The organism is Allohoeflea poritis (assembly GCF_027889715.1).
Taxonomy (GTDB): Bacteria; Pseudomonadota; Alphaproteobacteria; order Rhizobiales; family Rhizobiaceae; genus Hoeflea_A; species Hoeflea_A poritis.
On record NZ_JAPJZH010000006.1, the window covers coordinates 112,156 to 138,023 of the forward strand.

Annotated in this window: 27 protein-coding genes and 1 tRNA gene; 12 read left to right on the forward strand and 16 right to left on the reverse strand. The window is 59.4% G+C overall.

All coding sequences use genetic code 11. The annotated features are described in order from the left end of the window. Window positions 1-56 precede the first annotated feature (56 nt). Window positions 57-11,009, forward strand: a complete 10,953-nt coding sequence (locus OOZ53_RS11390) for a PLxRFG domain-containing protein (RefSeq protein WP_271089668.1) — start codon at window positions 57-59, stop codon at window positions 11,007-11,009. A gap of 191 nt (window positions 11,010-11,200) precedes the next feature. Then, a complete protein-coding gene (locus OOZ53_RS11395; protein ID WP_271089669.1) occupies window positions 11,201-11,965 on the forward strand; it encodes a hypothetical protein in 765 nt (254 codons plus the stop codon). Window positions 11,966-12,297: 332 nt separating this feature from the next. Here the strand turns inward: OOZ53_RS11395 and OOZ53_RS11400 are convergent, their stop codons facing one another. Both OOZ53_RS11400 and OOZ53_RS11405 read right to left on the reverse strand, forming a co-directional pair. Further along, the gene (locus OOZ53_RS11400) at window positions 12,298-12,570 is read right to left on the reverse strand and encodes a hypothetical protein (RefSeq protein WP_271089670.1); all 273 of its coding nucleotides are present in this window, start codon (window positions 12,568-12,570) and stop codon (window positions 12,298-12,300) included. A gap of 78 nt (window positions 12,571-12,648) precedes the next feature. Next, window positions 12,649-13,083: a helix-turn-helix domain-containing protein gene (locus OOZ53_RS11405; RefSeq protein ID WP_271089671.1), complete on the reverse strand. Its 435-nt coding sequence runs from the start codon at window positions 13,081-13,083 to the stop codon at window positions 12,649-12,651. 175 nt (window positions 13,084-13,258) lie between these two features. Between OOZ53_RS11405 and OOZ53_RS11410 the strand changes: the two genes are divergently transcribed. Continuing rightward, window positions 13,259-13,597, forward strand: coding sequence for a hypothetical protein (locus tag OOZ53_RS11410; RefSeq protein ID WP_271089672.1), 339 nt, complete (start codon window positions 13,259-13,261; stop codon window positions 13,595-13,597). On the opposite strand, the gene OOZ53_RS11415 is transcribed toward OOZ53_RS11410, so the two are convergent. Further along, complete coding sequence (locus OOZ53_RS11415) at window positions 13,579-14,244, reverse strand: COG3904 family protein (RefSeq protein ID WP_271089673.1); 666 nt, start codon at window positions 14,242-14,244, stop codon at window positions 13,579-13,581. The two genes, OOZ53_RS11410 and OOZ53_RS11415, sit on opposite strands and share 19 nt — an antisense overlap. Window positions 14,245-14,493: 249 nt before the next feature. Here OOZ53_RS11415 and OOZ53_RS11420 point away from each other — a divergent pair. Then, window positions 14,494-14,570: transfer RNA gene (locus OOZ53_RS11420), tRNA-Met, on the forward strand. Between the two features lie 190 nt (window positions 14,571-14,760). Then, complete coding sequence (locus OOZ53_RS11425; protein WP_271089674.1) at window positions 14,761-15,306, forward strand: DUF7338 family protein; 546 nt, start codon at window positions 14,761-14,763, stop codon at window positions 15,304-15,306. A 2-nt stretch (window positions 15,307-15,308) separates the two neighbouring features. Here the strand turns inward: OOZ53_RS11425 and OOZ53_RS11430 are convergent, their stop codons facing one another. The 5 genes from OOZ53_RS11430 to OOZ53_RS11450 all read right to left on the reverse strand — a co-directional run bounded on the left by OOZ53_RS11430 (window position 15,309) and on the right by OOZ53_RS11450 (window position 17,340). Further along, a complete protein-coding gene (locus tag OOZ53_RS11430) occupies window positions 15,309-15,632 on the reverse strand; it encodes a hypothetical protein (RefSeq protein ID WP_271089675.1) in 324 nt (107 codons plus the stop codon). A gap of 240 nt (window positions 15,633-15,872) precedes the next feature. Then, on the reverse strand, window positions 15,873-16,517 hold the full coding sequence (locus OOZ53_RS11435; RefSeq protein ID WP_271089676.1) for a hypothetical protein: 645 nt from the start codon (window positions 16,515-16,517) through the stop codon (window positions 15,873-15,875). A gap of 4 nt (window positions 16,518-16,521) precedes the next feature. Further along, window positions 16,522-16,725 (reverse strand): hypothetical protein, encoded by a 204-nt coding sequence (locus tag OOZ53_RS11440; protein WP_271089678.1) that lies wholly within the window; start codon window positions 16,723-16,725, stop codon window positions 16,522-16,524. A gap of 10 nt (window positions 16,726-16,735) precedes the next feature. After that, the gene (locus OOZ53_RS11445; protein WP_271089679.1) at window positions 16,736-16,954 is read right to left on the reverse strand and encodes a hypothetical protein; all 219 of its coding nucleotides are present in this window, start codon (window positions 16,952-16,954) and stop codon (window positions 16,736-16,738) included. Continuing rightward, on the reverse strand, window positions 16,954-17,340 hold the full coding sequence (locus OOZ53_RS11450) for an HNH endonuclease (protein ID WP_271089680.1): 387 nt from the start codon (window positions 17,338-17,340) through the stop codon (window positions 16,954-16,956). The genes OOZ53_RS11445 and OOZ53_RS11450 overlap by 1 nt, the downstream gene beginning before the upstream one ends. A gap of 150 nt (window positions 17,341-17,490) precedes the next feature. Here OOZ53_RS11450 and OOZ53_RS11455 point away from each other — a divergent pair, with 150 nt between their 5' ends. The 7 genes from OOZ53_RS11455 (at window position 17,491) to OOZ53_RS11485 (ending at window position 20,786) form a co-directional block, all read left to right on the forward strand. Further along, window positions 17,491-18,231 (forward strand): peptidoglycan-binding protein, encoded by a 741-nt coding sequence (locus OOZ53_RS11455; RefSeq protein ID WP_271089681.1) that lies wholly within the window; start codon window positions 17,491-17,493, stop codon window positions 18,229-18,231. Then, on the forward strand, window positions 18,231-18,536 hold the full coding sequence (locus OOZ53_RS11460; protein WP_271089682.1) for a ubiquitination-like system serine protease family protein: 306 nt from the start codon (window positions 18,231-18,233) through the stop codon (window positions 18,534-18,536). Before OOZ53_RS11455 ends, OOZ53_RS11460 begins: the two co-directional genes overlap by 1 nt. Beyond that, window positions 18,536-18,787 carry a hypothetical protein gene (locus OOZ53_RS11465; protein WP_271089683.1) on the forward strand — a complete coding sequence of 84 codons (252 nt, stop codon included), beginning with the start codon at window positions 18,536-18,538 and terminating at the stop codon, window positions 18,785-18,787. Before OOZ53_RS11460 ends, OOZ53_RS11465 begins: the two co-directional genes overlap by 1 nt. Next, window positions 18,787-19,227: a hypothetical protein gene (locus tag OOZ53_RS11470; protein WP_271089684.1), complete on the forward strand. Its 441-nt coding sequence runs from the start codon at window positions 18,787-18,789 to the stop codon at window positions 19,225-19,227. The genes OOZ53_RS11465 and OOZ53_RS11470 overlap by 1 nt, the downstream gene beginning before the upstream one ends. A 243-nt stretch (window positions 19,228-19,470) precedes the next feature. Further along, complete coding sequence (locus OOZ53_RS11475) at window positions 19,471-19,806, forward strand: hypothetical protein (RefSeq protein ID WP_271089685.1); 336 nt, start codon at window positions 19,471-19,473, stop codon at window positions 19,804-19,806. Next, window positions 19,806-20,096: a hypothetical protein gene (locus tag OOZ53_RS11480; protein WP_271089686.1), complete on the forward strand. Its 291-nt coding sequence runs from the start codon at window positions 19,806-19,808 to the stop codon at window positions 20,094-20,096. Before OOZ53_RS11475 ends, OOZ53_RS11480 begins: the two co-directional genes overlap by 1 nt. A gap of 228 nt (window positions 20,097-20,324) precedes the next feature. Beyond that, complete coding sequence (locus OOZ53_RS11485) at window positions 20,325-20,786, forward strand: hypothetical protein (protein WP_271089688.1); 462 nt, start codon at window positions 20,325-20,327, stop codon at window positions 20,784-20,786. 275 nt (window positions 20,787-21,061) lie between these two features. Here the strand turns inward: OOZ53_RS11485 and OOZ53_RS11490 are convergent, their stop codons facing one another. The 8 genes from OOZ53_RS11490 to OOZ53_RS11525 form a co-directional block, all read right to left on the reverse strand. Beyond that, complete coding sequence (locus OOZ53_RS11490) at window positions 21,062-21,409, reverse strand: hypothetical protein (RefSeq protein ID WP_271089689.1); 348 nt, start codon at window positions 21,407-21,409, stop codon at window positions 21,062-21,064. Window positions 21,410-21,412: 3 nt separating this feature from the next. Then, window positions 21,413-21,685 carry a hypothetical protein gene (locus OOZ53_RS11495; RefSeq protein ID WP_271089690.1) on the reverse strand — a complete coding sequence of 91 codons (273 nt, stop codon included), beginning with the start codon at window positions 21,683-21,685 and terminating at the stop codon, window positions 21,413-21,415. Window positions 21,686-22,131: 446 nt separating this feature from the next. Continuing rightward, window positions 22,132-22,383, reverse strand: coding sequence for a hypothetical protein (locus OOZ53_RS11500; RefSeq protein WP_271089691.1), 252 nt, complete (start codon window positions 22,381-22,383; stop codon window positions 22,132-22,134). A 12-nt stretch (window positions 22,384-22,395) separates the two neighbouring features. Then, complete coding sequence (locus tag OOZ53_RS11505) at window positions 22,396-22,734, reverse strand: crAss001_48 related protein (RefSeq protein ID WP_271089692.1); 339 nt, start codon at window positions 22,732-22,734, stop codon at window positions 22,396-22,398. 13 nt (window positions 22,735-22,747) lie between these two features. Continuing rightward, window positions 22,748-24,412, reverse strand: coding sequence for an SNF2-related protein (locus tag OOZ53_RS11510; RefSeq protein WP_271089693.1), 1,665 nt, complete (start codon window positions 24,410-24,412; stop codon window positions 22,748-22,750). Beyond that, window positions 24,403-24,747: a hypothetical protein gene (locus OOZ53_RS11515; protein ID WP_271089695.1), complete on the reverse strand. Its 345-nt coding sequence runs from the start codon at window positions 24,745-24,747 to the stop codon at window positions 24,403-24,405. Before OOZ53_RS11515 ends, OOZ53_RS11510 begins: the two co-directional genes overlap by 10 nt. Continuing rightward, the gene (locus OOZ53_RS11520; RefSeq protein WP_271089697.1) at window positions 24,744-25,466 is read right to left on the reverse strand and encodes a DNA N-6-adenine-methyltransferase; all 723 of its coding nucleotides are present in this window, start codon (window positions 25,464-25,466) and stop codon (window positions 24,744-24,746) included. The genes OOZ53_RS11515 and OOZ53_RS11520 overlap by 4 nt, the downstream gene beginning before the upstream one ends. After that, window positions 25,463-25,858, reverse strand: coding sequence for a hypothetical protein (locus OOZ53_RS11525; protein ID WP_271089699.1), 396 nt, complete (start codon window positions 25,856-25,858; stop codon window positions 25,463-25,465). The genes OOZ53_RS11520 and OOZ53_RS11525 overlap by 4 nt, the downstream gene beginning before the upstream one ends. Window positions 25,859-25,868: the final 10 nt, after the last annotated feature.

Below are 25,868 nucleotides of genomic sequence, written 5' to 3' on the forward strand. Positions count from 1 at the left end.
TATAGTGCGGCCACCGATTTTCTGCGCAGGACGTGCGGCATACAGGATGCCGAGTCATGCCGATCATCGTCGACAAGAATCACGACTTCCGTGATCCGCTGCGTCTTTTCAGGCGCACCGAAGCAGAAAAATCAAAGCGCGAAACGAAGCGGGACACCGTCCCGGAACGTCAGCCAGACGTACCCGACAAAAAGGTTCGCGGAAATCCGGATGCCCAGGGATTGGCCCGCCTTGTCCCCGCCGGCGAGAAACAACCGGCCTCGGCGAAGCCTGGCAGCCTGACCTTCGCGCATAAGGGGCAAGACGCCCTCACCCCCGAATTCACGGAAATCCTCGCCAGTACATCTTCCGCGATCGGCAGACCGCTCCACATACAATCGGGATACCGACCCAAGACGCACAAGGTCGAGAGGCGCAAGAAGTCCGGCGGCGGTGAGCACACACGGGGGCACGCCGCCGACATATCGATGGCGGGCATGTCGAACGGCGAGCGACAGCGCCTGATTTCCGAGTTGAGGAGCCGGGGCGCGAAGCGGTTCATCACCTATTCACGTTCGCCGGACCTCCTCCATGTCGACATGAAGGATCAACGCGGCGACGGAAGCGCATGGTTCATGTACGACCGCACCGCGCGCAAAATGAAAAACGCGCCGGAGTGGTACCGACAGGCGGCCGAGGACGCCACGGGCGTGAAAGCGACAACTTCCTCCAGCCCTGCACGCGTCCAGAAATCTGCAACGACGGTCGAGCCCGGCTTCGAGGGCAAGGATCCGATGGGGCTGTATCGCGGGCAAGACAATCCTATTACCGCCGCGGCGCGGCTCGACCTGCCCGATGAAGGCCCTATGCCCGATCCGCGTCCTCGACTGCGACCCTTGGGGCCCGGGGAGGGTGTCACGAATGAGGACGGAACGGTCTCAACAGAGCGAACCGTCACCATACAGGATCGGAACGGGAAATGGTTGAACGTCCCGACCCTGTGGAAGGACGGTGACGCGATCATCGATCTGGCCGGCGACGAAGGCCGCCTGAACAACGTTGTCGCCGAACATGAATCGTCCGGCGATCCCCTCCAGCGGTTCGCAACCGTCGAAGAGGCCGAACAAGCAGCCAGATCCCGGTCGGAAATGTTGGGCCGCCAGATAAGCGCCGAACAGCAGCACGCGGAGCTCGAGGCGGACGAACCAGGCCGCTACAAGGTCATGTCGCCCGACGAGTACTCGGCCTGGAAGCAGGACTTCGACGAAAAGCACCAGTCAACCGGCTACCTCGGCGATTTCAAGCGCTCGGTCATTTCCGGTATGGGCAGTGCGGACGAAGGTGCGGAATGGCTGCTCGAGCGAATCCCGTGGATCGGTCCGATCATCAACGATGCGATCGATGGCACACACAAACTGCTGTCCGGCAAGGAGTATCAGCAGAGCCGACAGGAGATGATGGACCGGGCGTGGGCAACCATGACGCCGGAGCAGCAGGAGGCGACCCTCAAGGAGTTCGTCAAGGAAGTCCCGAATCCGGACGGCTCGATCTCATACAGGGCCGGAAAGGCATGGTCAGATCCGCGCAGCTACATGCATCTCGTCGGCCAGAGCCTGCCGATCACGGTAATGTCAATGGCGCCGGGTGGCATTTTGGCGCGCGGCGCATATTCACGCGCCATCGCCCAGGGTTTGACAAAGCAGGTTGCTGCGAACAAGGCCGCCACGACCGCAATGCTCGCCGGTGGACTGACCGAGGGGCTGTTCGCCGGCGGCGAGACAGCGATAGCGATCCGCCGTGAATTCGAGGCTATGCCGGACTCCGTGTTCGAAACGAGCGACGCCGCGCGCGTTCTCATGGAAGGCGGAATGTCACTTCAGGAGGCCCGCGAGAAACTTTCGAGCGATGCGGAGACTCAAGGGTTTCTCATTGCCGGTTTCGCGACGTCCGTATTCGGCGGCCAGGGTGACCGCATCCTGACCAAGATCATCACGGCGCGACTCGACAAGAACGTTGTCCAGCGCATCTCATCCGGCGCGATCAAAAGCGCTGTCGCCGAAGGCCTTATCGAGGAAGCGCCACAGAGCGCCGCCGAGCAGATCGCCACGAATATCGGCGTGCAGAGCGTCGATCCGTCACGGCGCACGATGCAGGGCGTGCCCAACGCCGTCGCCGCCGGCACGGTCGCGGGCGGCATTACCGGCGGCGCGCTGGGCGGTACCGCCGGCGCGATCTCGCCTGGCAGCGAAGAGCAGGCCGATACGGGCGCGGCAGCGCCACCCGTGCCAGAAGCCGAGCAGCAGACGCCACAACCGGCGCAAGGAGCCCTTGGCCGTGCTAGGGACCACGGTGCCGCCCGGGAGACGGAGCGGGCCGGGACCGCGGCAACCCAGTTGCAGCAGAGCGAACTGGAACTTTCCCGGCAGTTTCCCCAGAACGCTACCGTGACGATCGATCCGGGCGATGGCGTTACCGAGCCGTTCATGGCGACCGTGCAGGGCTATGACGGCGGCGAAGTGCTTGTGCTGGATTCGACGACAGGCGAGTACCTTCAGATTCCACCCGAGGCCCTGACTGTCACCGCGCCGCCGCCGACCAGTGGCCCGGTTGAACCCGGGACGCCGGCACCGCCGCTGCCGGAGCCGCCCATCGAGGTCGACGCGCCGCCGCCGGTCGCCGATCCGGCCGAAGCAGAGCCGGCGCAAGACGGTGATGCCGATGCTGTAACCGCGCCGCAACCCGAACAGGACGGTGCCGTAACTGCCACGCCCGATGAGCAAGAGCCCGGGCCCACCGATGGGCTCACGCGTGCGGTCGGTGACCGTACCGCGCTGTTTGCAGATCCGGACCACACCGCGCTGTATGATCTCGGCGACAAGATCCAGCGCGGCCGCATCAATTCCGGCCAGTCCGGATCACGTCTTTCCCGTTTGCTCGAAAACGAGCGCCAGAACGTCGCGCAACGGTTCGGGCTGCCCATCGAAAGCGTGGACGAGATCGCCGACGACTACCGGTACCGGGTCCAGCGTGATGCGCGGACCGCCAAAGCGGCGGAATATACGGCGCCGCTGGTCAATGCGAAGCTCATCGCCCGCCGCCAGGTGGAGAAGATGGAGCAAGCCGCCGCCGAGATCGATGCGGCGGCGAAAGACGCTGCGACCTCGCCCGACAACGCCCTGCCCGAACCGACACAGGCCCAGAAGGAAGCAGGCAACTACAAGATGGGCCATGCCCAGATTGGCGGCCTCGATATCTCGATCGAGAACCCGGCCGGATCCACACGCAGCGGTACCGGCAAGGACGGTAACGAATGGTCGGTCGAGATGAAGAGCCATTATGGCTACATCAAAGGGACCGTCGGGCGCGACAAGGATCATATCGATGTCTTCATGCGCCCCGGGTTGGAAGCACTACCCGACACCGCGCCGGTCTTTGTGGTGGACCAGGTCGACGACAAAGGCGACTTCGATGAACACAAGGTGATGATGGGTTATGCCGACAAGGCTGCGGCGCGCCGGGCGTATCTCGAGAACTATGACGACGATTGGGACGGTCTGGGCGCGATCACCCGGGTTTCACACGGTGACTTCAAGGCGTGGCTTGCTTCCGGCAATACGAAAAAGCCATATGGCGCAACATCGGCGCCGTCAAAATCCGTCGAAAACCGTCAAAATCCGGCAAAATCCGCCAACACGAAGCCAACATCGAAACCAGACGAAGGCGAAGCACTGACACAGGACACGGTGACGAAGACCGTCCGCTCGAAGCAATGGAAGAAGGTTTTCGGCTCCACGACGAACATCAATGCTGATACGAAGCACTATGCCCACCACGAAAGCCCGGTCGCCTACGAACAGGTTCAGGGCTGGCTCGACGCCAAGGATGGCAAAGACCCTGCCCCGCTGAAGGACGGTAACGCCGGCGCTCGCGTCGCCTATCTCGAGGGATATATCGGTGGCCGGTTTGGCGTTGCGGTGGAGATACGGGGCAAGGACGCGGCACTGACGCGAGAAGCCATCATCAGCGGTGACAGCCGTTATGACCCCGAGAACATCAAGGCCGATGAAGAACTGCGCAAGCAGGTGGATCTTGACCGCGTGATCCCCCGCCCGCTCGAGCCGGAAACCTTCAAGGGCGATGCATATTCAGATCTCGGCATCAACAATGTCGTGCTGCAAGGCGATATTGGCGCGAATGCCCGTGACGTTGTCCTGGAGCGCGGCAGGGCAGACGGCATGGAGCATCTGATCGCGGTCGACGAACACGGCGACGTCATCGCCAATCTTCGCGGCACCAAAAGCACCACGGGTATGACCAAGCTGCTGATGAGTGCGTTCCAGGACCCCGATGAAAGTGTCGTTGTCCACCACAATCACCCACGCAGCACGTCCTTGTCGCACAGCGACCTGATCTACACCTTCCTGCCGGGGCTGCACGCGGTCTATGCACACGGCCATGACGGCGTTTCCTACCGCGCGACAATGACCGAGGACGCACGGCGTGCCGTTGCCGCCAAGCTTCCCATCAATTCCAGTGTCGAGAATATCCATGAGGTCGTGGTGAGCACGGTCCCGCGCCTCCGCGACACGCCCCTCGACGATATGATCCGCTTCAACATTGCGGACGCGGAGTTCATCGAAAAGGTCGCGTTGGATTTCAGACACATAGCCAACCAGGCATTGCACGACGCGGGCTGGATCATATATTCAACTGAGCGCGCGCCCAGTGCATTGCTCGACGATGCAAACATGAAGGCTGCCTATGATGCCACAGTCGAAAAGTACAAACAGCAGCTCGAAGAGAGCCGAGCAAAATCCACTGCCTTTCGGGTTGGTGGACGAGCCATCACCCTACGACACAAAGCAGACCTGGAAGACCTACATCCGGGAACTGGAAGCCCGCCCGCCGTCGGACCAGCGCAAACAACTGCTCAAACGGGCTCGCGAAGGCCTGCGCAACGCACCTCCCGATCCGGCCCGAAAGAAGACGGCGAACGACAAGGCAAACTGACCCTCGAAGAGGACAGGCCTGAAAACCTTCTGCGGCCAGTCTACTATTCCGCGCTGCTGCGCGCCGTCGAGGGTCTTACCCAGCCCAGGGCTCCGGCCGATCAATGGAAGGCGATGATCGCCAACCGCCCCGGTGTCAAGCCGGAGGAAATCGACTGGATGGGCCTCAACGAATGGCTCGACAGCCATGACGGGCCCATCACTCGAGACGCTATCGTCGATTTCATCCGGGCAAACCAGTTGCAGATCGGAGAGGTCCTGCGTGGTAACGGTGCCACTGCAGAAGTCACCATGTCCGACTGGTATGACGATGACCCTGTGGAATTCATCGAATCACGCGCCGAGGATGAGTTCATTACCCTGGCAACCGCCAAGGTCGCCGAAGAGCAAGATATTGACCTTGATGATGTGCCATATGAGAAGGCACTCGAACGAGCCATCGAAATGTCCCGTGAGGACTATTTCAGCGATCCGGATCGGACCCGGTTGCGGGACGTTACCGTGACGATCGATGACCACGACAAAGAAACATCCATGAGTCTCGATTTTCAACTGACAATGCGAGGTGGCTACGAGTTGGAAATCTGGTCGTCAGACATAGAGGACGGATCATCGCTCCACGATGGCCGGGTGATGGATGACGCGCGCATCCAGAACCTCGTGACCGAGGCGACCGCCGAATTCTACAACATTGACGTCGACGGGTTGACTGGCGCTCAATACGGTAACTGGACCATCGAAGGCGGCGACAAATACCGGGAGTTGCTGCTCACCCTTCCACCCGAATCGCAGCCGCGGCGGCCCTTCAGTATCCGTCCGCCCAAGGACCCGAACGGTCTCGTTTCGGAACAGGATTGGACTATTCATGATCCGGATGGTGTGTTGATCGAAAAAAGAGGCACCGAAGAAGCGGCAAAAGCCCGGGCCGAACAACTTGCAGATTACAACGCAAAACACGCCGCAAACTACTATAGCGACCATTTCAATGTACCCAACATTGTCGCGCACGTCCGGCTGACAGATCGTGCCGATGTTGATGGAAAGGCCACACTCTTTGTCGAGGAAATTCAATCCGATTGGCATCAAGAGGGCCGAAAAAAGGGGTACGGAACAAAAACTGTCTACGATCGCCTGGATGATGCGGGATTCATCACTGGCACACACGACAGCGAACTTGCCGCCGAAACCGCCCGCGACCTCAGTGGTACCCCGGACCAGAGAATTGTGGAGCGCACCGTCAAAACTGGCATTCCAAACGCCCCGTTCAAAAAAACCTGGGATGAACTGTCCTTCAAGCGTGTGCTGCGCGAAGCAGTGGAAAAGGGTTATGACCGCATCGCCTGGACCACAGGCACCCAACAGAACGAGCGCTACGACCTTTCGAGCTTTGTTCGCGAAATCCGGGTGAAGGCCGTGAAGGAACAAAGCCGCGGTCTCGAACTGATCACGACCGACGGCCGATACATCATCCTCTCGGTCGACAACGAAGGTGTATTGCACAAGGGCCGTTATGGCGACGAGGGTCTGGCGGGGCGGTCACTGGACGAAGCGTTCGGCAAAGACCTGGCCAAAAAAATCATGTCCGCAACCGAAGACACGGTGCTTGCCGGCAACGACCTCGAGATCGGCGGCGATGGCATGCGCGGGTTCTATGACCGCAAGCTGCCGAACATCGTCAACAAGCTGGTGAAGAAATGGGGCGCCAGGACCGGCAAGACGGAGATCACCGTCGGCGGACATCGGGAAACCGTACACTCGGTCGACGTCACCGAGCCGATGCGCGAAGCCGTCCTCGCTGGTCTTCCTATGTTCAGTGCCAAGGGCGGGTTCACGGTTGAGACGGATACGCCGCAGGGCAAAGCGCTGTCAGAGGAAGACCGCGCCAAGATCCTGGGCATTATTCAGGACGTGGCCGGCCTCGACGATGTGCGGTTTCAAGACGAGATCACGTTGCCTGACGGCGCGCGTGGCTGGGGGAAGAACGCACCATCGACCGCTGCGGGTGTGTACGACCCTGTCGCCGATGCTGTGACAATCGCGCTTGATAGCGGCACCGACAGAACCGCTTATCACGAGGCATTCCATCGCCTGCAGCGGTTGTTCCTGACCGAAGACGAGAAGGCCGTGTTGAGGGGTGACGCACCCCGCCTTCGTCGCATGGTCCGCAACGATGAATTCAGGCGCAGCCAGGTCGATGGCATGTCGCAAACCGAGATCGAGGCCGAGGCGTTCGCGCTCTACGCGACCGGTGCTGGTCGAAACCGGCCCCAGCAGGCACTACGGGCGGCGTGGGATCGCATCAGGCAAGCCTTGCACCGTGTCGTGAATTATCTCGCGGGCAAGGGATTCCAGACATCCGAAAGCATCTTCGCGCGGGCCTTGAGGGGCGATATCGCGGCTCGCGGCGCTGGCATCTCGACCCGATCGGGCGAGGTTCAGGCCGCCGCAGCGCCGTCGGGCGCCCGCAAGGGCGGACTGCCAAACACCGCAAAGGAGTTGACAAGGTGGCGAAACATCTCGCCCATGAAAGCGCATGCCGATTACACCGACGCAAAGGCGGGCGATCCGGACGCGGCCATGCGTCTCGTTCTCGACAGTGTCGGCAAGGACCGGCTGGTGCAGGCCAAGGACACGTTTGGCAGCGACGTGATTTACGTCCCCGTCGCGGCCCTCGAGGCTTCCGGCGCCAATGCGCTTCCCACGGCGATGGCTCTGCACTACGCCAAGGCGACCGGTGCGGCCTATACCGCGGACATCGTGCAGAGCAACAAGGCGTTCCACACCGGCGCCAATGCCATGGAGCGCCTGATTTCACGGGCCCGGTTCGACGGTCCGGTGCAGGCCGGCGCAAAATACGTGCTTGTCGACGACGTGACGGTCATGGGCTCCACCCTTGCGGACCTGGCGGATCACATTATATCTGGTGGTGGTGAAGTCGCCGGGGTTGTCACCCTGGTCGACGCCAGCCGTCCCGGCTCGCTGGTGCCGAAGAAGCAGCTCTTGAACCAGGTGAAGAGGAGGTTCGGCGATGAAATCGGACGCATCTTTGAAATCGAAGCCGAAGCGCTCACCGAGCCTGAAGCACGATACGTCCTCAACTTCCGAGACGTTGACGCCCTCCGAGCTCGAGCGGCTAAAGCGCAAGACCAAAGAAGACTTCGACTATCTGGAAAAGAAATACGACCGGAAGATCCCGAAGGTCTAGACCCGCAGTATTCGGCAAATCCTGATCCGGACGAGCCGATTCCTACGCCGGTATCGGAGAACCGCGTCGTTGAGACCATCGCGGGTGCGCTGACCGACCTGAAGCCGCACGCCCTGGCCACGGTACCGCTGAATTATTTCACGGATCTGGCACGGCCCAACATGGTGGCCGTCGGTCAGTATCTCGACGTGAAGCGCATGATGGACGCCTATCGCGGCCGAAAGCATGCGCAGTGGGACGAGATTGCCCAGCGATGGCTGAAATACGTCCGGCTGGGTTTCGGGCGCAACGGGAAGGCAAAGGCCAAAGTGCTCGCCGACCTGATGCACGATTCGACGCTTGCCGGCGTGGATCCGGCGTCAATCGCGAAGGACATGAAGGCCAGCCCCAAATACGCGGATCTGCGCAAACGGTTCACCGCCCTGCCCAAGGCGGCGCAGAAGGTCTTCATTGACGTCCGCAACGCCTATGAGGCGCAGGCCAAGGAAGTGGATGACATTCTGCTCCAGAACGTGCGTAAGGCCTACCACATCGCCGAGAAGCGCGCCGAGGAGGCGTACAACCGCGAGATGGAGAAGATCGCGGCGGCCGATATGAGCAAGCGGGACCGGCTCCAGGCCGAGAAGCAGGCCAGCGACACCTTCAAGGCACAACGCACCCGCGCCGGCTTTTCGATGAAGGCCCGGCTCACCCGGCTGCGCATGGCATTTGAATCGTCGCGGGTCCCGGCGCCGTACTTTCCACTAAAACGCTTCGGCCAGTACTTCGTGGTGGTCCGCGGCGCCGATGGAGCGGTGAAGTCGTTCTCGCGCCGCGAACGTGCCGCGTCCCGCGATCGCCTGGCGCGGCAGATGCGCAAGGCCTATCCCGATGCAAAGATCGAGGTCGGCGTCCTGTCCGACGCTGAGTCCATGCGCGACATGATGGACCCGACGCTGGTGGCCGACATCGAGGAGATCATCGGGAAATCCTCGATCGATCCGGATGTGGTGTCCGGCGTGCTCGACCAGATCTGGCAACGGTACCTCGAGACCATGCCGGATCTGTCGATCCGCAAGCGGTTCATCCACCGGCAGGGCACGCCAGGCTATGATGAGGACGCGTTGCGCGGTTTTTCATCGCACATGTTCCATGCCGCCCACCAGATGGCAAAACTGAAATATGGGATGGAACTTGCCGAGTTGACCAACGACATCGCCAAGCAGGGCCGCGAGGCCGACGATTCGACGCGCGGCGTGATCCTGGCCAACGAGATGCGCAAACGTCACGATTGGGTGATGAACCCGACCGGCGGGCAGACCGCGCAGATCATGACGTCGGCAGCCTTTGCCTACTACCTTGGCCTGACGCCGGCGGCCGCGTTGGTCAACATGACACAGACGCCGATGCTGGGCATTCCGATCCTGGGCGCTCGCTTCGGTTCCGTGACACGCGCCGCCGCGGCGATGCTGAAGGCATCCGGTGATACGATCGCCGGGCGTGGATCGTTGGAGAAGAGCAACCTGACGAACGACGAACGCGACGCGCTGGCCCGTTTCTACGATAGCGGGCTTATCGACCGGACACAGAGCCATGACCTTGCCGGGGTCGGAGACACTGGCGTGGAATACCGGCCGCTGCGGGCCAAAGTGATGGAGGTCATCTCCTTCATGTTCCACAAGGCGGAGGTGTGGAACCGCGAAGTCACCTCGATCGCGGCATACCGGCTGGCGCGCAAGGCCGGGCAAACGCACCTGGACGCGATCAACACGGCGCACGACCTGACCTGGAAGACGCACTTCGACTATTCCAACAGCAGCCGGCCGCGCATGATGCAAAACGATTTCGCGAAGGTCGCGCTGGTGTTCCGGGCCCACAACATCAACATGCTTTATCGGCTGTTCCGCGATATTCACCAGTCGTTCAAGGGCGAGTCGGCGCAGGCACGTAAAGAGGCTCGCATGCAGCTCGCCGGCATTGTCGGCATGATGTCTCTCCTCGCCGGCACCACCGGCACGATCGGCTTCAATCTGGTGATGACGCTGGCCGGGCTGGTGTTTGGCGAAGACGACGACCCGATCGACTTTCAGGAGCGGTTCAAGAAGGACGTGATCGACGCCCTGGGGCCTGAACTGGGCGGCGTGGTCCTGTACGGTGTTCCGGGCCACTACACCGGCGTTTCGCTGAGCAACCGCATCGGTATGCCGGATCTGTGGTTCCGTTCGCCGAACCGGGACCTGCAAGGCAAGGACGAGTGGCACTTCTGGCTGCAACAAGTCGCCGGCGCTTCGGTGTCGATGATCGGACAGGGTTTCAGCGGCGTGTCGATGATACGGGACGGCAACATGCGCCGCGGCGTCGAAACCATCCTGCCCAAGTGGGCGCGGGATTTGCTGCGCGCCCAGCGCTACGCGGAAGAAGGCGTGACAGACTATCGTGGCAACCAGATCGTGCCGGTCGAGGATCTGACCGCGCTGGACATCGTCACGCAGGCCGCCGGCTTCACTCCGGCCAAGGTCGCCGAGACATGGGAACGGAATTCGGCATTGAAGAACGCCGAGGCCCGCGTCATGCGCAAGCGGTCAAAACTCCTCGCCGAATATGCCCTGGCCGTCAAACTCGGCGACGAGGAAGCCGCCCGGAACGCCCTGAAACGCATCCAGGCGTTCAACGCGAGCCCGCATCATCGTGGTGTGGCCATCAGTCCGAAGACTGTCAGAAACTCGCTGCGCACCCGCCGGCGCAACGAAATCCGGCGCAAGGATGGCGTCCTGATCCAGAACGAATATCTCGGTCACCAACTACGGCAGCAGGTGCCGGACCTCATCTATCGCTGAACATCGGCGCCGATGGACTGCATTAACCTTTTACATGTATCGCGGCGTAACGGCGTTGAGGACGCGCGTGGCCTGTAATATAAATCTACAGACAGTTTTGTTCCCGGCTTAAACGATTGTTTACAAACGCCAATAACGATGGTGCGGCCGGTGACTGAAGCCAGGGCCTTGGCCCGGAAATGGAGCGCGTCATGAGCGAATTTTTCGATGATCTGACGACGGTGGCAGCGCATTACAAGACGAAGATGCTGGGCAAGGGCTTCGAAGTGCGGCATTCCACCGACTTTGAACTGCTCACCGTCGTATCCGAGACGATGGGAATGGCGATCACGCCGCATTTCTCGCCGCGGCACAATGCATTTTACCAGGGCGAAGCGTTCTGGATCGGGGTCTACGACAAGGATCGCTGTGTCGGCGCCCTTGCCGTCAAACGGCAGCCGCTTGGATCGGAATCGCTGGCGAGCTACGCGAAGCGCACCTGGACCATGCTCTACGGGCCCGGCTCCGACAACGCGATCATCTTCGATCGCGAGCAGCAGCCGTTCCTCGAGCGGACGTCGGGCAACCTGGTCTATGCCGGCGAGTTCCGGGTCGATCCGAAATACCAGAAGAGTGGTATTGGCGTCTTCCTGGCCGGCTACATGAAGGCGATGCTGTGGCAACAGTGGCCCGACACAGAGGCGGTTTACATCTATATGGAAGATAAGGACGTCAGGGCCGGCCTGCTCGCCGCAATCGAGATGTCCGTTCAAATAAAGAACGCTCTGCGATGGGTTTGTCCTCCGAGCCAAGCACAACCGGAGTACTGGCTAGGCGCGGAGACCCGAGAGGAGTTTGAGGGATGGCTAAGGGATTGTCTGTTGTCCATAGCCGCTTCAAATTCGAATATGTCGCAAGGTAGGAAGCCCCTCTCGGGGTCGAGCACCGCAAAACAAGCCGATCATATTCCAGGTTGACCAGCAAACCACTGCGGATCGTGCGGATCTTGATGTTCTCCAGAACGGGTTCGCCCTCGGCCGCTTTAAGATAGGCCGCGGTGTAGTTGTCGTCGTGTTCCACGTCGGTCTTCAATTGCTGCCGCCAGCCCTTGCCCATCGCTCGCGCCGCCAGTGACGCGCCGCCGATACTGGTGATTTCCGGTATCTCGTTGTGGAGAGGCATGCCGAATAGGACCATATGGTCCCACAGTTCATGAATGGTCTCTTCCATCTGACCGCGGCGCAGGTCCCAGTCCTGGAACAGCCTCAGCTGAGTCTCGCAGGCGCCGGGGTTCTCGAGTTCGCTGTCGTCAAGAAGTCTTGTTCGAACCTGCATAGGTGGTGCACTCGCTGGATAGGATGAATTGCGTGATGAACACGCTGTAGATCTTCTTGAAATAGGCCAGTTCGAAAGGATCGAACTTGCTGATGTCGGTATGTCCTGCGGCCTTGCACGCGCAGTTGTCCCGCATCATGTGACACCCGAATTTCTCGGTCATCGCGTCCAGATAGTCCAAGTCGGATGCGTATTCGTCGTCACCAGTAAGAATTTCGTTCTGTGCGTAGTTCCAGTCCGTCACCATGCAACCATCATTCACATCGATTGGCGCGAAAGCAACCAGAATAATATCGTGTAACTATTCGTGATCACTGTACCGATGCTATCCGTTTACGACCACATTTAGTGATCTGAGTTTCAGAAGATTGGCATAATGAAGCTTGATCAACCGGTCGCGTTTCTCCAACGATACTTCACCGCCATAGCCCGTTATCGTCAAATCGGCCGCTCGGATCGCTTGCTCCATCAGTTCGAAATCGATACCCCCCGCATTTGCGTCTGTATCTGTGATTGGTGCGTCGTTCATATCGTTTTCACCCGGTGTTGGTGGTTCCCCTTTTCCGGTCAGAAGCCATACCGGGTCGCAGCCAAAGGCTTCGGCGTATCTGTTGGCCCAGGACCGGTCGAATTTGTTCTGACCGTTTTCGTGAGAAAAATAGGTGGTCGTCTTCATGCCCATCCGCTCCGCCGCAGTCTTGGCAAAGCGAAATCCGGCGTTACGGCGGGCAAACTTTAAGCGTTCGTTCATCGTGTTCATATTTCCACCGTACACCACCTATAGGTGTCCTGCACCTATTTTTTGCACCAAATTATATTGACTAAGTATGAATTAGAATGTTTCATTACATCACATTACGTGTATGCGAAGCAAAGAATCAACGAAAAAAAGAGTCCAACGTCCTGGGGTGGGCGGCCTCAACCGGAGTTTTCACATGCCCGACACTGTTCAACAGCCACCGTGCACCAAAAAAGACCGGTTCGGGAGGCATTTGATTTCGTTGAAGGAACTGAACCAGCGGTACAACGCATCCGAATCCGATATGGCGGTCGAGGACCACGAGCGACAACTGTTGTACCTTGAGCGGGCGATGGCCTCAGAGCCGGTGCGGGACATCGCCGGCGCGGTCTGCCGACTCACTTTCGTGAAGGAACAGATCCAGAAGGAATACGAGCTCCAAGAGAGTGACGTCCTGATGCGACTGCTTCAAAACACGATCGACGGGCTCGACGCATTGACGAAATCCCACGACACTCAGCGGCACGCCGGATAGAGGCCAAGCGGGTCCTTGACCTTTTTCTTGTCCGGAAACGGACACTCCGTATCAGCTACCCGCGCAGGGCGGTGCTGCAGCCGATAGTCCCTGAGTTCGGCCCTTGAGTAGATGTGCATGGTTTCCGATGCGGTTTCCAGCGCGGCGGCAAGGGCCCGATGGTCGACACCCATCTCGGCGATGAAACGCACCATCTCTGCGACAGTGGCTTGTGTACTGGCGATGGCGTCCTCGGCGGTTTGGTCGGTGCCGTCCTCGTAGAACTGGTGCAGCCCAAGCCTGGCGCCGGTCGCAACATCCCGCTGCACACCCCCGGCGAAGGCAAAGAAGCAGGCCGACAGGCAATCGTCGCCGGCGGCAACCGCCGTCGAGAAACCGAGGCTGCGTATTGTGCGCCCCAGCTCGATGCTTTCCATGATGTAACCGCCATCGGACCGTAGCACGATCCATTCGACATCATCCTCAATGGCGTGGAACGCGTCGAAGAACCTGCGCTCGTCCCCCTTCTCGATCGAGCCGCGCGCTTCGATCCATCGTCTCTGGCCATCGTCCTCGATCGTGAATTCCAGGGCGCTCGCACCCGGCGCAGTTCCGATGAGGATGGCCATTGCGGCGCACGCAGCGCCAACTGTGCCTGTCCGTGTCATCTTGAGTTCTATCCCTGCCTTTGGCGGCAAGGCTATGCCCCTGATTACGTCCTGTCCATATGGGGACGCCTGGGCGCGAAAAAAGGGGCGACGCATGATGTGATCGGCGCCGCCCAAGTCCAGAGAGGAATACAGCCCCGACCGGAGATCAGGTCTTGGTCCGGTCGAGGCATGAAAACGATAGGCATATTGCCAATATTTCTCAATAGAGATGTTGCAAATTTCACAATCAAATGACATGTTCCGGGCTGTGGGGTGGAGCAGCCCGGTAGCTCGTCAGGCTCATAACCTGAAGGTCGCAGGTTCAAATCCTGCCCCCGCAACCAAATTCACGGGCGAGGCTGGGGAGCCGTGCCCGTCCCTGCCCTGGTCGAAGGCTCGCGTTCCTACGGGGCTGTTAACGTAGACCAGGGTGGGGTCGGAATTCACCGCGAGAGCGGGGCGGTCGAGGACAGAGACATCAGATTGCGGTAAGTCCGCACGGCCGCCCCAAAGCGTTCCGCAAGAGGGACTGTCATGCCGCCGGGACTGCTCACCTATCTTCGCCTGGCCCCGCTGGGGCTCTTCTTCACCCTCTTCTTCACTCTGCCGACCGCGCCGCTATGGGCCGCGCTGAGCGTTCTGATGGGTTGGAAAGTCCTGCCGGGTTTTCTGGCGTTGATCCACACCTCCAATGACGATCTCGACGGCGGTCAGCATCAACTGCACTGGCCGGAGGCGAGCGGCCTCGCTCTGATGTGGCAACGGACCCGCTGGATCTGGCGAAACCCGTCGAGTGGCTTCTTTGGTGAGATCCTGGGCATTCCGAAAGAAGGTACGACACTCGATTATCGCGAAGCGGGCCCGTTAAGCGGCCGGACCGCGACCCGGTTCTACAACTACACCGTATGGAGAACCGCTGACGGCCGCCTCTATTTCGGCTGGCGATGCAACTGGCCGCTGTTTGGTAAATGGTACATCAAGATGTGGTTCGGCTGGCGCTATTACGATAATCCCGACCAGTACAAGCACCCCAGATTTCATGATTTGTGCCTGGACGCGTGGGTCAAAACAACGACCTGAACCTACGACATCCCCTGCTCTTCCAGGAACCGGTCGAGACCTTCCGGCTGTTCGGGCCGATTGAAGTATTTCCAAATCCGGCGCCAGTTGGCGTCGCAGAGCTTTTCGCAGCGGATCACGTCGATCCTGTTGGTGTGATTGTCGATCTTGGCATAGCGTCGCTCGCAACTGCGAAGGAGCCGACGAAGCTTTTTGTATCGACGGGTCAGGTGGACCGGCAGAAGCTTCCAGCACTTGCCGCAACATATCTGTGAGCACGACCCGTCGTCCGGCCCCGTGCGGCCGCACTTCGGGTTGATGCAGGGAATGCGTCCGGGCTTTGTCATGCGCGCCTCAAAAGTCGCCAAATTCGGGCGGATCGGGATAAGTGCTCATCCCCCACCACTTTTCCATGCAGTCGTCACAGAACCGGGCGGTAAACCCCTGTTCGCTCGTCAGAATAAGAGGCACCGTCGTTTCCGGAATACCCGCGCTGCAGTATGAGCACAGTCTGGGTGGAAGGGAGTCCGGCCGACTCCAGCAGACGCGGTTCCAGTCGAATCCGGCTTTTGGAGCAATCGGATTGTTCATGCCGCTGGCAGATACTGATCGAATTTGGTGCAGGCCTGCTCAAGCGCCCGTACCGCATCCTCGCCCTGTGACTGGGCATCCTTGAACAAGATCGGTAGCCCCGTCTCAATCGAATTGCGGATCTCGCCCAGCGTTGCCTCCCTGCCCTCGCAGAACCACAGCACTTCGACCGGATCTCCGATATCGAACAGGATGCCGGCATTGCCGCGCCGCGGTCTGAACATCGACGGATGCTTCGATATCCAGACGCCGCACGCACCCGGGTTTCGGCGGATGGACTTTCCGGGCGCGTCCTTGCGTTCGTACGGCAAGCCGCGCTCATTGCGCTTCGCCATCGGGTTCGCCAGAAACGGACAGTTGCGGGCCGCAAAGATGGCGCAATCGCGGTGCTGGGGCGGTTCGGAGATGGTCCGGTTGATGCCACACATCGGACCGATAACGAAGGCCTTGTATTTTCCGACTTTCTCACCGCAGATCCAGCAATGATCGTGCTCGATGGCCTTGCGTAGTTTGTTCTCGTCGGCCACGCGAAAGTCCGGCTTGCCGTCGTAATAGGCAACGAAATAGGGAATTGGAAAGCCCCGTTCGTCGCGGCGCAGTTTGGCGATGCGGGGCGGCATGTCTCTGAATTTGCGGTCCATGGTGTTACTCCGAATTCACGGCAGCGCTGGTTATCTTGGCTTGTGCACGTGCCAGCGAGGCCATTGCCAGATGCTTCGGCACAGAATCCCCCGCGTCCTCGAGCAGTTTCTCCATCTTGGCTTCGTACGTCGCCGCGAGCTCCGTCATGGCGGCGATCATCTCGTCTGCATACTGGTCGACGATGCGGTCAAATTCTTCGGCGGTCATGGCGCAGCCCTCACAACTGCTTTTCAATGAAATCGGCAGCCAAGCGGAGACGGTGGACAATCGTTCTTGCTTCAAACTTTTGCCCGTCAAAAACCACCATCTGACCATTGATTTCATCAGTCACCGAAACGAGGGTTATCGGGATTGGCTGGGCCCCCGGCTTTGTTACATCAGCGACCGCGTGCACGAGCTCGCCGTGCGCATCGTGTATGTTCTGAAATTCGCTCATTATCGCTTATCCCTCCTTTGCGGCCTGCCCCTCATCGGCACGTACCAGCCCGAGGCCTTGGAGCCGGGTATCGGGTTGGCTGATTCGTAGCGAAGGCTGCAGTGGTTCTTGATCTTCTTCCGGTAGACGTCGGATTTCTCGGCGACGTCTCGCGCTGTCTTCGGCGGTTCGCACCAATCGCACAGCGGCTGGAGGTTGCCTTCCCGGTTCTCGCCGCCATTGATCAGAGCGTCCTTGTGGTCGCAGGTCCAGTGGTCTGTGCCGGTCAAGGGCCTGGTGCATCCCGCGCACTGGTAGCCATGACGCTCCAGGACGCGTAGGCGCACCCGCGGCGGTGGCCGCTGGTCATCTGTCTCTCCGGTCCACTCTTCAACGCTTCTTGCCATGATCGCTCCACAATATTGGCAAAATGCCAATTTATTATGTAGGCAATATGCCAACAATAATCCAGTCGCGATCTTTAAAATTTGCCGGTGCGATGATACAAACCATGCAATTGCGCAGGACGTGCTTCATCAACCGCCGAGGTCAGAAGCATGTCAAAAAATTCTCCCACCATGTCCTTTGAAATGTGGCTGCAAAGCCGATTGACCGCTCACGGCTACGCGCCTGGCGTGATCGACGGCATTGTCGGGCCCAACACGATCGCGGCGATCAAGGCATTTGAGAAGACCCACGGCCTGCCGGTCGACGGCAAGGCTGACGAGGTTGTCGTCAAGGCGCTGCGCGCCAGTGCCAGTGCGATTCCTCCGATCGACATGACGAAGATACCGAATCGTGATGAAGATCCGGACGAAGCCTCACCGGGCAAGACGACGTTCCCGCGGCAAAAGGACGTCCTGAAATTCTTCGGACCGGTTGGCCAGAACCAGACCCGTGTCGAAGTCCCGTTCGACATGGTGCTCGCCTGGGACACGTCCAAGCGGGTCCGCGCGATGACCCTGCACCTGAAGGTGGCCGAATCAGCGTCACGCGCCCTCGAGAAGATCAGCGAGGTCTATTCGGAGGATGAGCGGCGCAGTCTGGGTCTCCACCTGTGGGGCGGCTCGCTCAACGTGCGCCGGATGCGGGGCGGCAAGCGCTACTCGATGCACTCCTGGGGCATTGCCATCGACTTCGATCCGCAGCGCAACGCGCTGCGCTGGGGCCGCGATCGTGCGCGGCTTGCGGAAGACGATGCCGTTCCGTTCTGGCAAGCGTGGGAGAGTGAAGGCTGGTGCTCTCTCGGCCGGCTTCGGAACTTCGACTGGATGCATGTTCAGGCCGCGAGGCTCTGATGACCGAAATCAGAACAGAACCGGTCGAGGCGGAAGGGTTCCAGGACCTCAAATCCTTCCGCGACGCCCGAAGACCGGGTTCGTTCCATATAGCCGAGGACGGTGAAGACATTTACTTCTGGTCCTTTTGCCCATGCGGTTGTGGTGCTCAGTCCTCCATCCCGATCGGGCGAAACATCAAACCTGACGAAAGCCCGAGCTGGAATTGGAACGGCGATGAGGCGAAGCCGACGCTGGAACCCAGCATCAACCACGTCGGCCATTGGCACGGCTGGCTTAGAGACGGAATTTGGAGTTCCTGCTGATGTTTGTCCGACTTCTGCATTTACTTGGCGTGACGCCCAATGATGGCAAGACGGGAAAACGCGAGGCGTCCTGGGCCCTCGTCTTCATCGCCATCGCAATGACCGTCGGCGCGATGATCCATGGTGAGGGCATGGTCAGCGCCATGTCCGACATCCTCACCCTGACCTGGCTTGCCGCGATTGCCGCGGTTGGTGGCGCCTACAAGCTGGAGCATGACAAGGGCGCCTGGAACAAGATGGGAGAGAAGTAATGCTCGCATCCTTCCTCGCATCCCGGGTGGTCTCCATTCTCGGCGTGCCAGGCATGGTCGCCCTGCTCATCATCGGTTTCTACGAGGGCCTGCCCGGCATCAAGGCAATACCATTCATCGACCGAATTCCTCTTGTTGGCTACCTCACCACCGGGCGCGTCGATCGGCAAATTGCTCTTGCGACGGAGGCGATGGTTGCGAAGGCCGAGCTTGTAGCTGCACGGGAACGCGAGCGCGGACTGCAAATCATCATTGAGGAGAAGAATCGGCGTGAGGCGCTGACGCTAACGGCAAATGCCGAGTTTCGAGAACGGCTCGCCGCGGCAAACCGCGCGAACGAGGATTTGAACGATGAGATCAAGGAATATCTGGCACGCCCCGTTAACGGCGGTTGTGTCGTTACTGACGCTCTCTGGGAACTCATGCACAACGCTGAGTGACCGGCTTAACCAGGCGGAGCGAGGCAAGGCCGATGCCAGCCAGGTCGAACAGGCCATCGACGAGGCCTCAAAGATCCCAAACCTCCCAGCCGATTGTCGTGTGATGGAGCCGAGAGGGTACCGGAAGGGCGATCGGCTCGACCTTGCCTTGATCGGCTCCGATGCAGCTCGTAAGCGCGCCAATGCGCGCGTGAGCCGCTGCGCGGGTTGGCACGACAGCATTAGAGCCAAGGGAGATGGGACATGAAGCGCACCGTCGAATGGCTATTTTTCCTCGCGGCCATTGTCGTCATCGGAACTTTCTTCTACGCGGCCGCCAATCGTCAGGCACACGGCGCCGGCCTTGCTTGTGGCGACAGGATCGGCATCCTGAAGTCACTTGCCAGCAAATACAAGGAATCACCCCGGGCGCTTGGGCTTGCGTCGACCGGCAGAGCGGTATTCGAGGTCTATACGTCGAAAACCGGCACCTGGACGATCCTTATGACGACGACGACGGGCATGACCTGCATCATGGCCGCCGGTCGATCGTGGGAGGAATATGATCAGCATTACCATGTCCCAGGAAAGCCTATCTGATGCTCGGCCATGACTTGAAGTTCTGGATCGCGGTTGTTGGCGCCATCATAGTCAAACTGCTCTTGTCGAAAACGCAGTCCGTATTGAAAGCACTCGCGACTGTGGTCGCCGCGCTTTTCTTCGCCTGGATTTTCACAGATCCGATGCTGCACTTTATGGAGTGGGAGCCGGAAACCTATAAGGCTCCGTTGGCCGCACTTCTGGCGCTGACGAGTGAAGGTTTGCTGCGCTCACTTATGACGATCAATCTCGACAAGATCGTCGAGTACGTCAGGACGCTGCGCTCATGAACTGGATGCGTATATCGGACGCAAAATGGCTGCTTCTGATCGCGTTCGCGTGGGTTGCACTCATGATTGCCACGAAGGGCTGCTCGCCGGCCGCGGCGCTCCATACCATCGTACTTACTCAGTCGAATTGACAGACAACTTCTTTCGAAGGCCCTTCCATTTCATCTGAAATTCACTATCTTCCCGTGAGCGGCAGAATAGACATCGGCAGGGAAAGACAATGGAACCTTGCCGCCGAAATTTGCCGATCACATAAAATTCCCCCTCAAAGTCCGCCGAACGCGCTCGCACGTCTTCATCGAGGACGCGGACCGGCGAGCCCATTCGACGGTCGCCTACGACGCTCACAGGTCCTGCTCGCTGGACTATGCCACTTTCGTCTGCAAGACACTGGCACGGGCATTGACGGACGCGCATGACGGAAAGAGCGTTCAGAAGGACATCAAGACCAAGTCGGCGCCGGACGATTTGTCATTCAAGGTCGAGATCTGGTTCGAGGAAGATCGTGGAGTGCAACAGACACTCGCAGCCTTTGCCAAGGTCACCGATGCAAAGAGCTTTTTGATGATCGCGCGGAAGGATTACGCCGGCCGGAACATCAAACTGCGTCAGGGTATCCGGGTGATTTGGGAGGAGGGTATGGTGGCCAGAAAAGGCGACTGTAAGACCAACTTGGATTGTAGCCATTGACGTGGCTAACACCGAAGTTCCCGAAACGGGCGGCAGCCAGTAGCGCGCCGCAGCCTTCATCATACGGTTCTGGTGACCAAACGAAGGTATCTCCGAATGGATAAACTTCTCCAGGTTCAGGGAATTCAAACCGCATTGGGCGGTAAATTGGAGCACTCAAAAACGCCCTTTTGAAGTCTGGCCAAAGCGCCGGAGCATTACTTAGGGCCATCACCGGCATTACCACATATCCTCCGAGTTTAGCCCGACACCGGGCCACATGATCTCGTCTTTATTCATCTCGCGCCCCTTGGAGCCGACGGTGAGTCCTTTTTGCGTTCGATTATCTCGTCATTCGGATCGCGCCCGCGAAAAGGTTCCTCGTCGATCCATCGGCGCACAGTTTTAGTCCCATCATCGTTGCGGAAGACCACACTGTGTAGGAATCCTTGTGTTTCAGTCAGCACCGGCTCGCTGATTGGCTCCGGAACGCCTTGATGAACCAGTGGGTTGTCGATGCCAATGCCGCCATAACCGAGCTCTCCGCAAACCCACTCAAGGAACTGCTCTTTCGTGCAGTTGACGGGAACCTCGACAAAAAACTCGACCCTGACAATCTGAGACCGGATTAAGTCATCTGCCATGGATCACGGTTTCCACGGATTTGACGGCTGCGCATCCCGGATGAACCGGCTCAGTTCCTTCAATGCGCGCCGCGTGTTGGTCCGGCCCACTTCTCTGGCGAGATATTCCGCGCCGATCCGTATCCACATCTCAATCAGAAGCGCCCGCTCCGACTCGTCTGAGGCGTAGGCCAGTAGATCCTCCATGGCGCGATTTACGAGCGGTTGCTCGTCCGGATCCTGCTCAACGGCTTTCGCCGCAGTGGACATGATCATGTCGAAACCCGTGTTGGTCACGCTCTTCTCCTTCTCACGGAAACATCAATTGATAAATGTAGAGACCGAGCCGGTACGAGCCGCCGCCTATAAGTGTCACAGCGAGACCGATGATCACGATCCAGGCATATTTTTCGGCGTAGCGCATGCTGGCTCCTAACCTGATGGTGGCATTTCTTCCAGTTGGCGCTCTAAAGCGGTTACCGTGCGCCTGGCTGCCGATAGCTGCTTCTCTAGATCTTCACGTTTCGCTGAATTCCTGCGCGCACTTTCAACCTCCTCGCGACGAGACATGCATGCATCACAGCACGCAGTGAATACCGGCTCGCCGTTTTCAAGCTGCGCATATGAGCCATACCACGCCCAACCCGGCCCCCAGACGTCTTTGCGTCCGCAAGCGCTACATTCATGCACTCTCCCGCTTGGCGGATCGTATGGTTCGTCGTCGGGCACTGGGTGCGTCTCCTTCAAAACACGTCATCTGGAAGCGGGTCATATTTGGGCGGATCATCTAGGATCGCCCATGCAATCTTTTCGTATTCCTCGGCGGTAAGGCTCTGGCCTTCGGGAAGGCCGTACACCTTGTCGAATTCAACCTCGACATCATCGCCAGGCATCCAGCATCCGCCGGCGAAGTAATCACCGCCGCCACCCGAAATGCGATATGTGACCAGGACCTCCGTGCCGTCTTCACGGGTGAAATCGTAGTTGTACGACATAAGCCCGACTCCTCACTCAACCGGACCGCCAAAGCGGGCAATGCGGCAGTTGAGTGTTTCGAGATACAGCGTCATCACCTTCCGCTGATGGTTCAGCAAGATGGCATCAGCGTCCGGTAGCTCTTCGAACGTTGGTGTCAACGAAAATTCCTTAAGTTTCCGAAGCCGCTCAGCAAGCTCGTTCCGTTCGGCAATCACTCGTTCTTCGTGAGGTTGAAACGCGTCAGAGTTGGCCATGTTCTCGTATAATTGGTCGTGCTTTCCGCGTTTAATACCCTTCTCAAATGCTTCCTGGCGGATGTCGGCCAGTTCAAGTGATGTGAGAATGTGAACGTTCGAAGAGACAGTCATATTTTCTGCTTCCCTATTTGCGTTCCAGAAATCGTTCCGCCAGCAGTTTGATCCGGCTATCGTCGGTGTGGACAGGCTGAGCGCCTTTCAATGGATCGACGATCCCTTGCGACTGCGAGGCCTTCAGCCCCAGCATTTCGATCAGAAGCGGATCGCTGCCGCCATTCGTGTGGCAATAAATGGCGTCCACCTGCTTTTCCTGACCGGGCCGGCGCAAGCGGCCGATCAGTTGCTTGTGAACCTGCGGTGACCAGTCCAACTCGCCGATCACTGCCGTGTTGCAGACCTTTTGCAGACCATCGAGGCCGGCACCGGAGCGCAGTGAAATCAGCATCGGCCTTGCCGGGCCCTCGACAAAAGCCTGCTTCGAGCGCCGCTTCTGTGGCGTCGATTCGGAGCCCGTGTACATAACCGGGTCAAGGTCTGCCAGGCACTCATTCCAGATGTCGTAAACCTCGCGGTGCCAGGCGCCGACAAGCACATGCTCTCCGCTTTCAACCAGCATTCGCACGACCGCAGCAACGTGGCGTGCTTTGGCGACGCCGGTTACCTGTCGCGCTTTGAGATCAAGCTCGCGCGCTGCCTTCCCGCGTTCGGTAAACTCGCCGGACAAGACCTTGATGGCAAGCGAGCGAGCCACTTCGAGGAAATCGTCGACAATGTCCTGATCATAGGGCACCTCGTGCAAGAGCGTGTTGACCGGCGGCATCTGCCCGTCGACGTCTTCCTCCGTGCGGCGCAGTGTGATCGAATGGTCCTTCAGATAAGCACCCAGGGCGTCAGGGTTTGCGGCGACCCAGTGCGCGTTGCGCGAAACGCACCACTCGGTAATGAACTCGTTGACGCTGCCGAGCGCACCTTCGTTCAGCATGTCGACGATGTTGAAAATCTCCGATCCATAGTTGTAAATCGGAGTCGCCGTCAGGCCCATGCGATAACGCGTAAACTCACACAGGACCTTCGAGGCCTCGCCCTTCTTTGTGTAGACGCCGTGGCGCAGCTCCTGCATTTCATCGAAGACCGCAAACTGGAAGAACCGTGTCGTAAAGATATCCACCCATCCGGCGATGTTCGAATATTTGAAGATGTAGATGTCCGCTTCAGGCAGCTTGTAGGGCGTGCGGCCCTTGATGATGTGCGGACGAAACTCGGTGAACTCCTCTATGAATTCCCGCCACTGGTCGGCAAGGTGCGCCTGCACGACGATGGCCGCCGGCAGTGCCCGGGTTTCCGCGATCGCGGCCAGAGACGATATGGTCTTGCCGAGGCCGACGTCGTCCATGAGCAACAGGCTTCTCAGTGTCGCCGTCATGCGTCCGGCCTGCGCCTGGAATGGGTAAGGCGCATAGCCGTCGCGAAAGCCCTGCAGCAGCTTTGGCTGCCAGTTGGGCTTGAAGATAGCGTCGACGGCCTTCTCGCGCGCCAGGACCGCCTTGTGGCCGTCCTCAAGCCGCTGGCGCGCCTCCCTGTTCATCTTGAACGGGTAGCGCGTGCAGAACCACAGCAGGTCACTGCAAATGTCGTCGTTGTCGAACAAATGAAATTGTTCTGTCGCCGTGCTCGATATCTGTCGGAACACGCGTTTGAGCTTCATGGAAATGTAGGGCGGGAAGTCGGTGATCCACCAGGACCGACCACGCCAAATCAAGGTGCCATATGTGCGCGTCGTCAGATCCATGCGGCACCCAATGAAACGATGTGAATTGGCCGCCCATTGATCTGGTCGGGCATGCCGATCGCGACACCGGTCAGCAGAACGATTTCGGTGACCTCGTCGAATGCGCAGTAGCGCTTGATCTGGCGGTATATGCCGCGCTTCGCGCCCTTGATCTTGATCTCGATACCCGTTGATCCAGACAGGAAGTCGATGCGGTTCTTGCGATCAAGGCGGTGTTCGCGCGAGTAATCGATACCGGCGCCGTCCAAGACGCTCGCCACCTGGTTCTGTACGGTGGTTTCCGAGCCGATCAAAAAGCGATGCGGCTGTAGAAGTTTCACTATTTCGTGCGTCACAACAGCCTCCATATGCCTCGATCGACACGTTCGAACAGGCCGCGCTGCAGGACCTGCCGGATCTTGGCCTTGTAGTTGCGGTTCCGCGCGGACTTCGGGGACGCGGCCAGTTCCCGGTAGAGCGCGTCGAGTGTTGCGGTCCGACCCAGGCGGTCCAATGCCGCGGTAACCTCTTCGGCCCATGTCCCAGGATCTGGAAGAGCGATCATGAAGATCCGTGCGGTCAGCGGAACGAAACGCCCCTCGAGAGGGATATGAGCCAGAACGTCGGCATCGTCCGTTCCATAGGCGCACAGCACCGACGGCGCGCCGGCGTTCTTCTGTGAGAGCCGCCCGTCACCCAAATGAAACGTCAGGCGGCCCTCGAGGAAGAACAGGGCGTCGCACTGGTCCCAGACATAGCGCTGGAATGCTTCGGTTTCGGTTCGCGCGAAAATCAGCGCCAGGCCAACGCCATGACCCGTCATTCGGGCCAGCCAGGCACCGATCTTGTCGCGCCGATATGGCGGGTTGAGCCACACGCGGCCATGCCAGGGCTTGTGCAGCCCGTTGTCGACAATGGTGTAATGCTGCCGGGCTGTCGGCCAGGGCCGGTCGACCGGCGAGCACGGATCAAGATCGAAGGAACCCGGCCCACCGACGGCTTCAAGCACATATGGCGGTGTGAGCCAGTTCTCCGTGCGCGGCCGCGATGATTGGTGCCCGGTCATCGCTGTCATGACGGATCGCCAGTTTTCGCGTCCGCCGGTTGGATGAAACCCTGCGGGAAATCCGATTCCGCCTTATCTCCAAAGTGATAGATGTAAGGATTCGCGGCCTCTCTCTTCAGCCGCTGATCGCGCCGGTGTTCGACTGTCGTTTGGGTAACTCCCTCCGGCAGCGGAAAATCGTTCTTATTGGCGAATGTTACCGGCACCATGTTTCCATGCCCGCGCCAGCACGTCTCTCTGCCGGTAATCCGGTCGCGGAAACGCTGTTCACCACATTTCGGGCAACAGAGGATGAAGGAGCCCGCAGACCCGAGTCGATACTTAACGCCATCTACCTCGTAGTATGGCAATTCCAGATCGAGGTCGTACCCTCTTCTGGTGACTTCATTATATCGCGGCACGAGATGACCT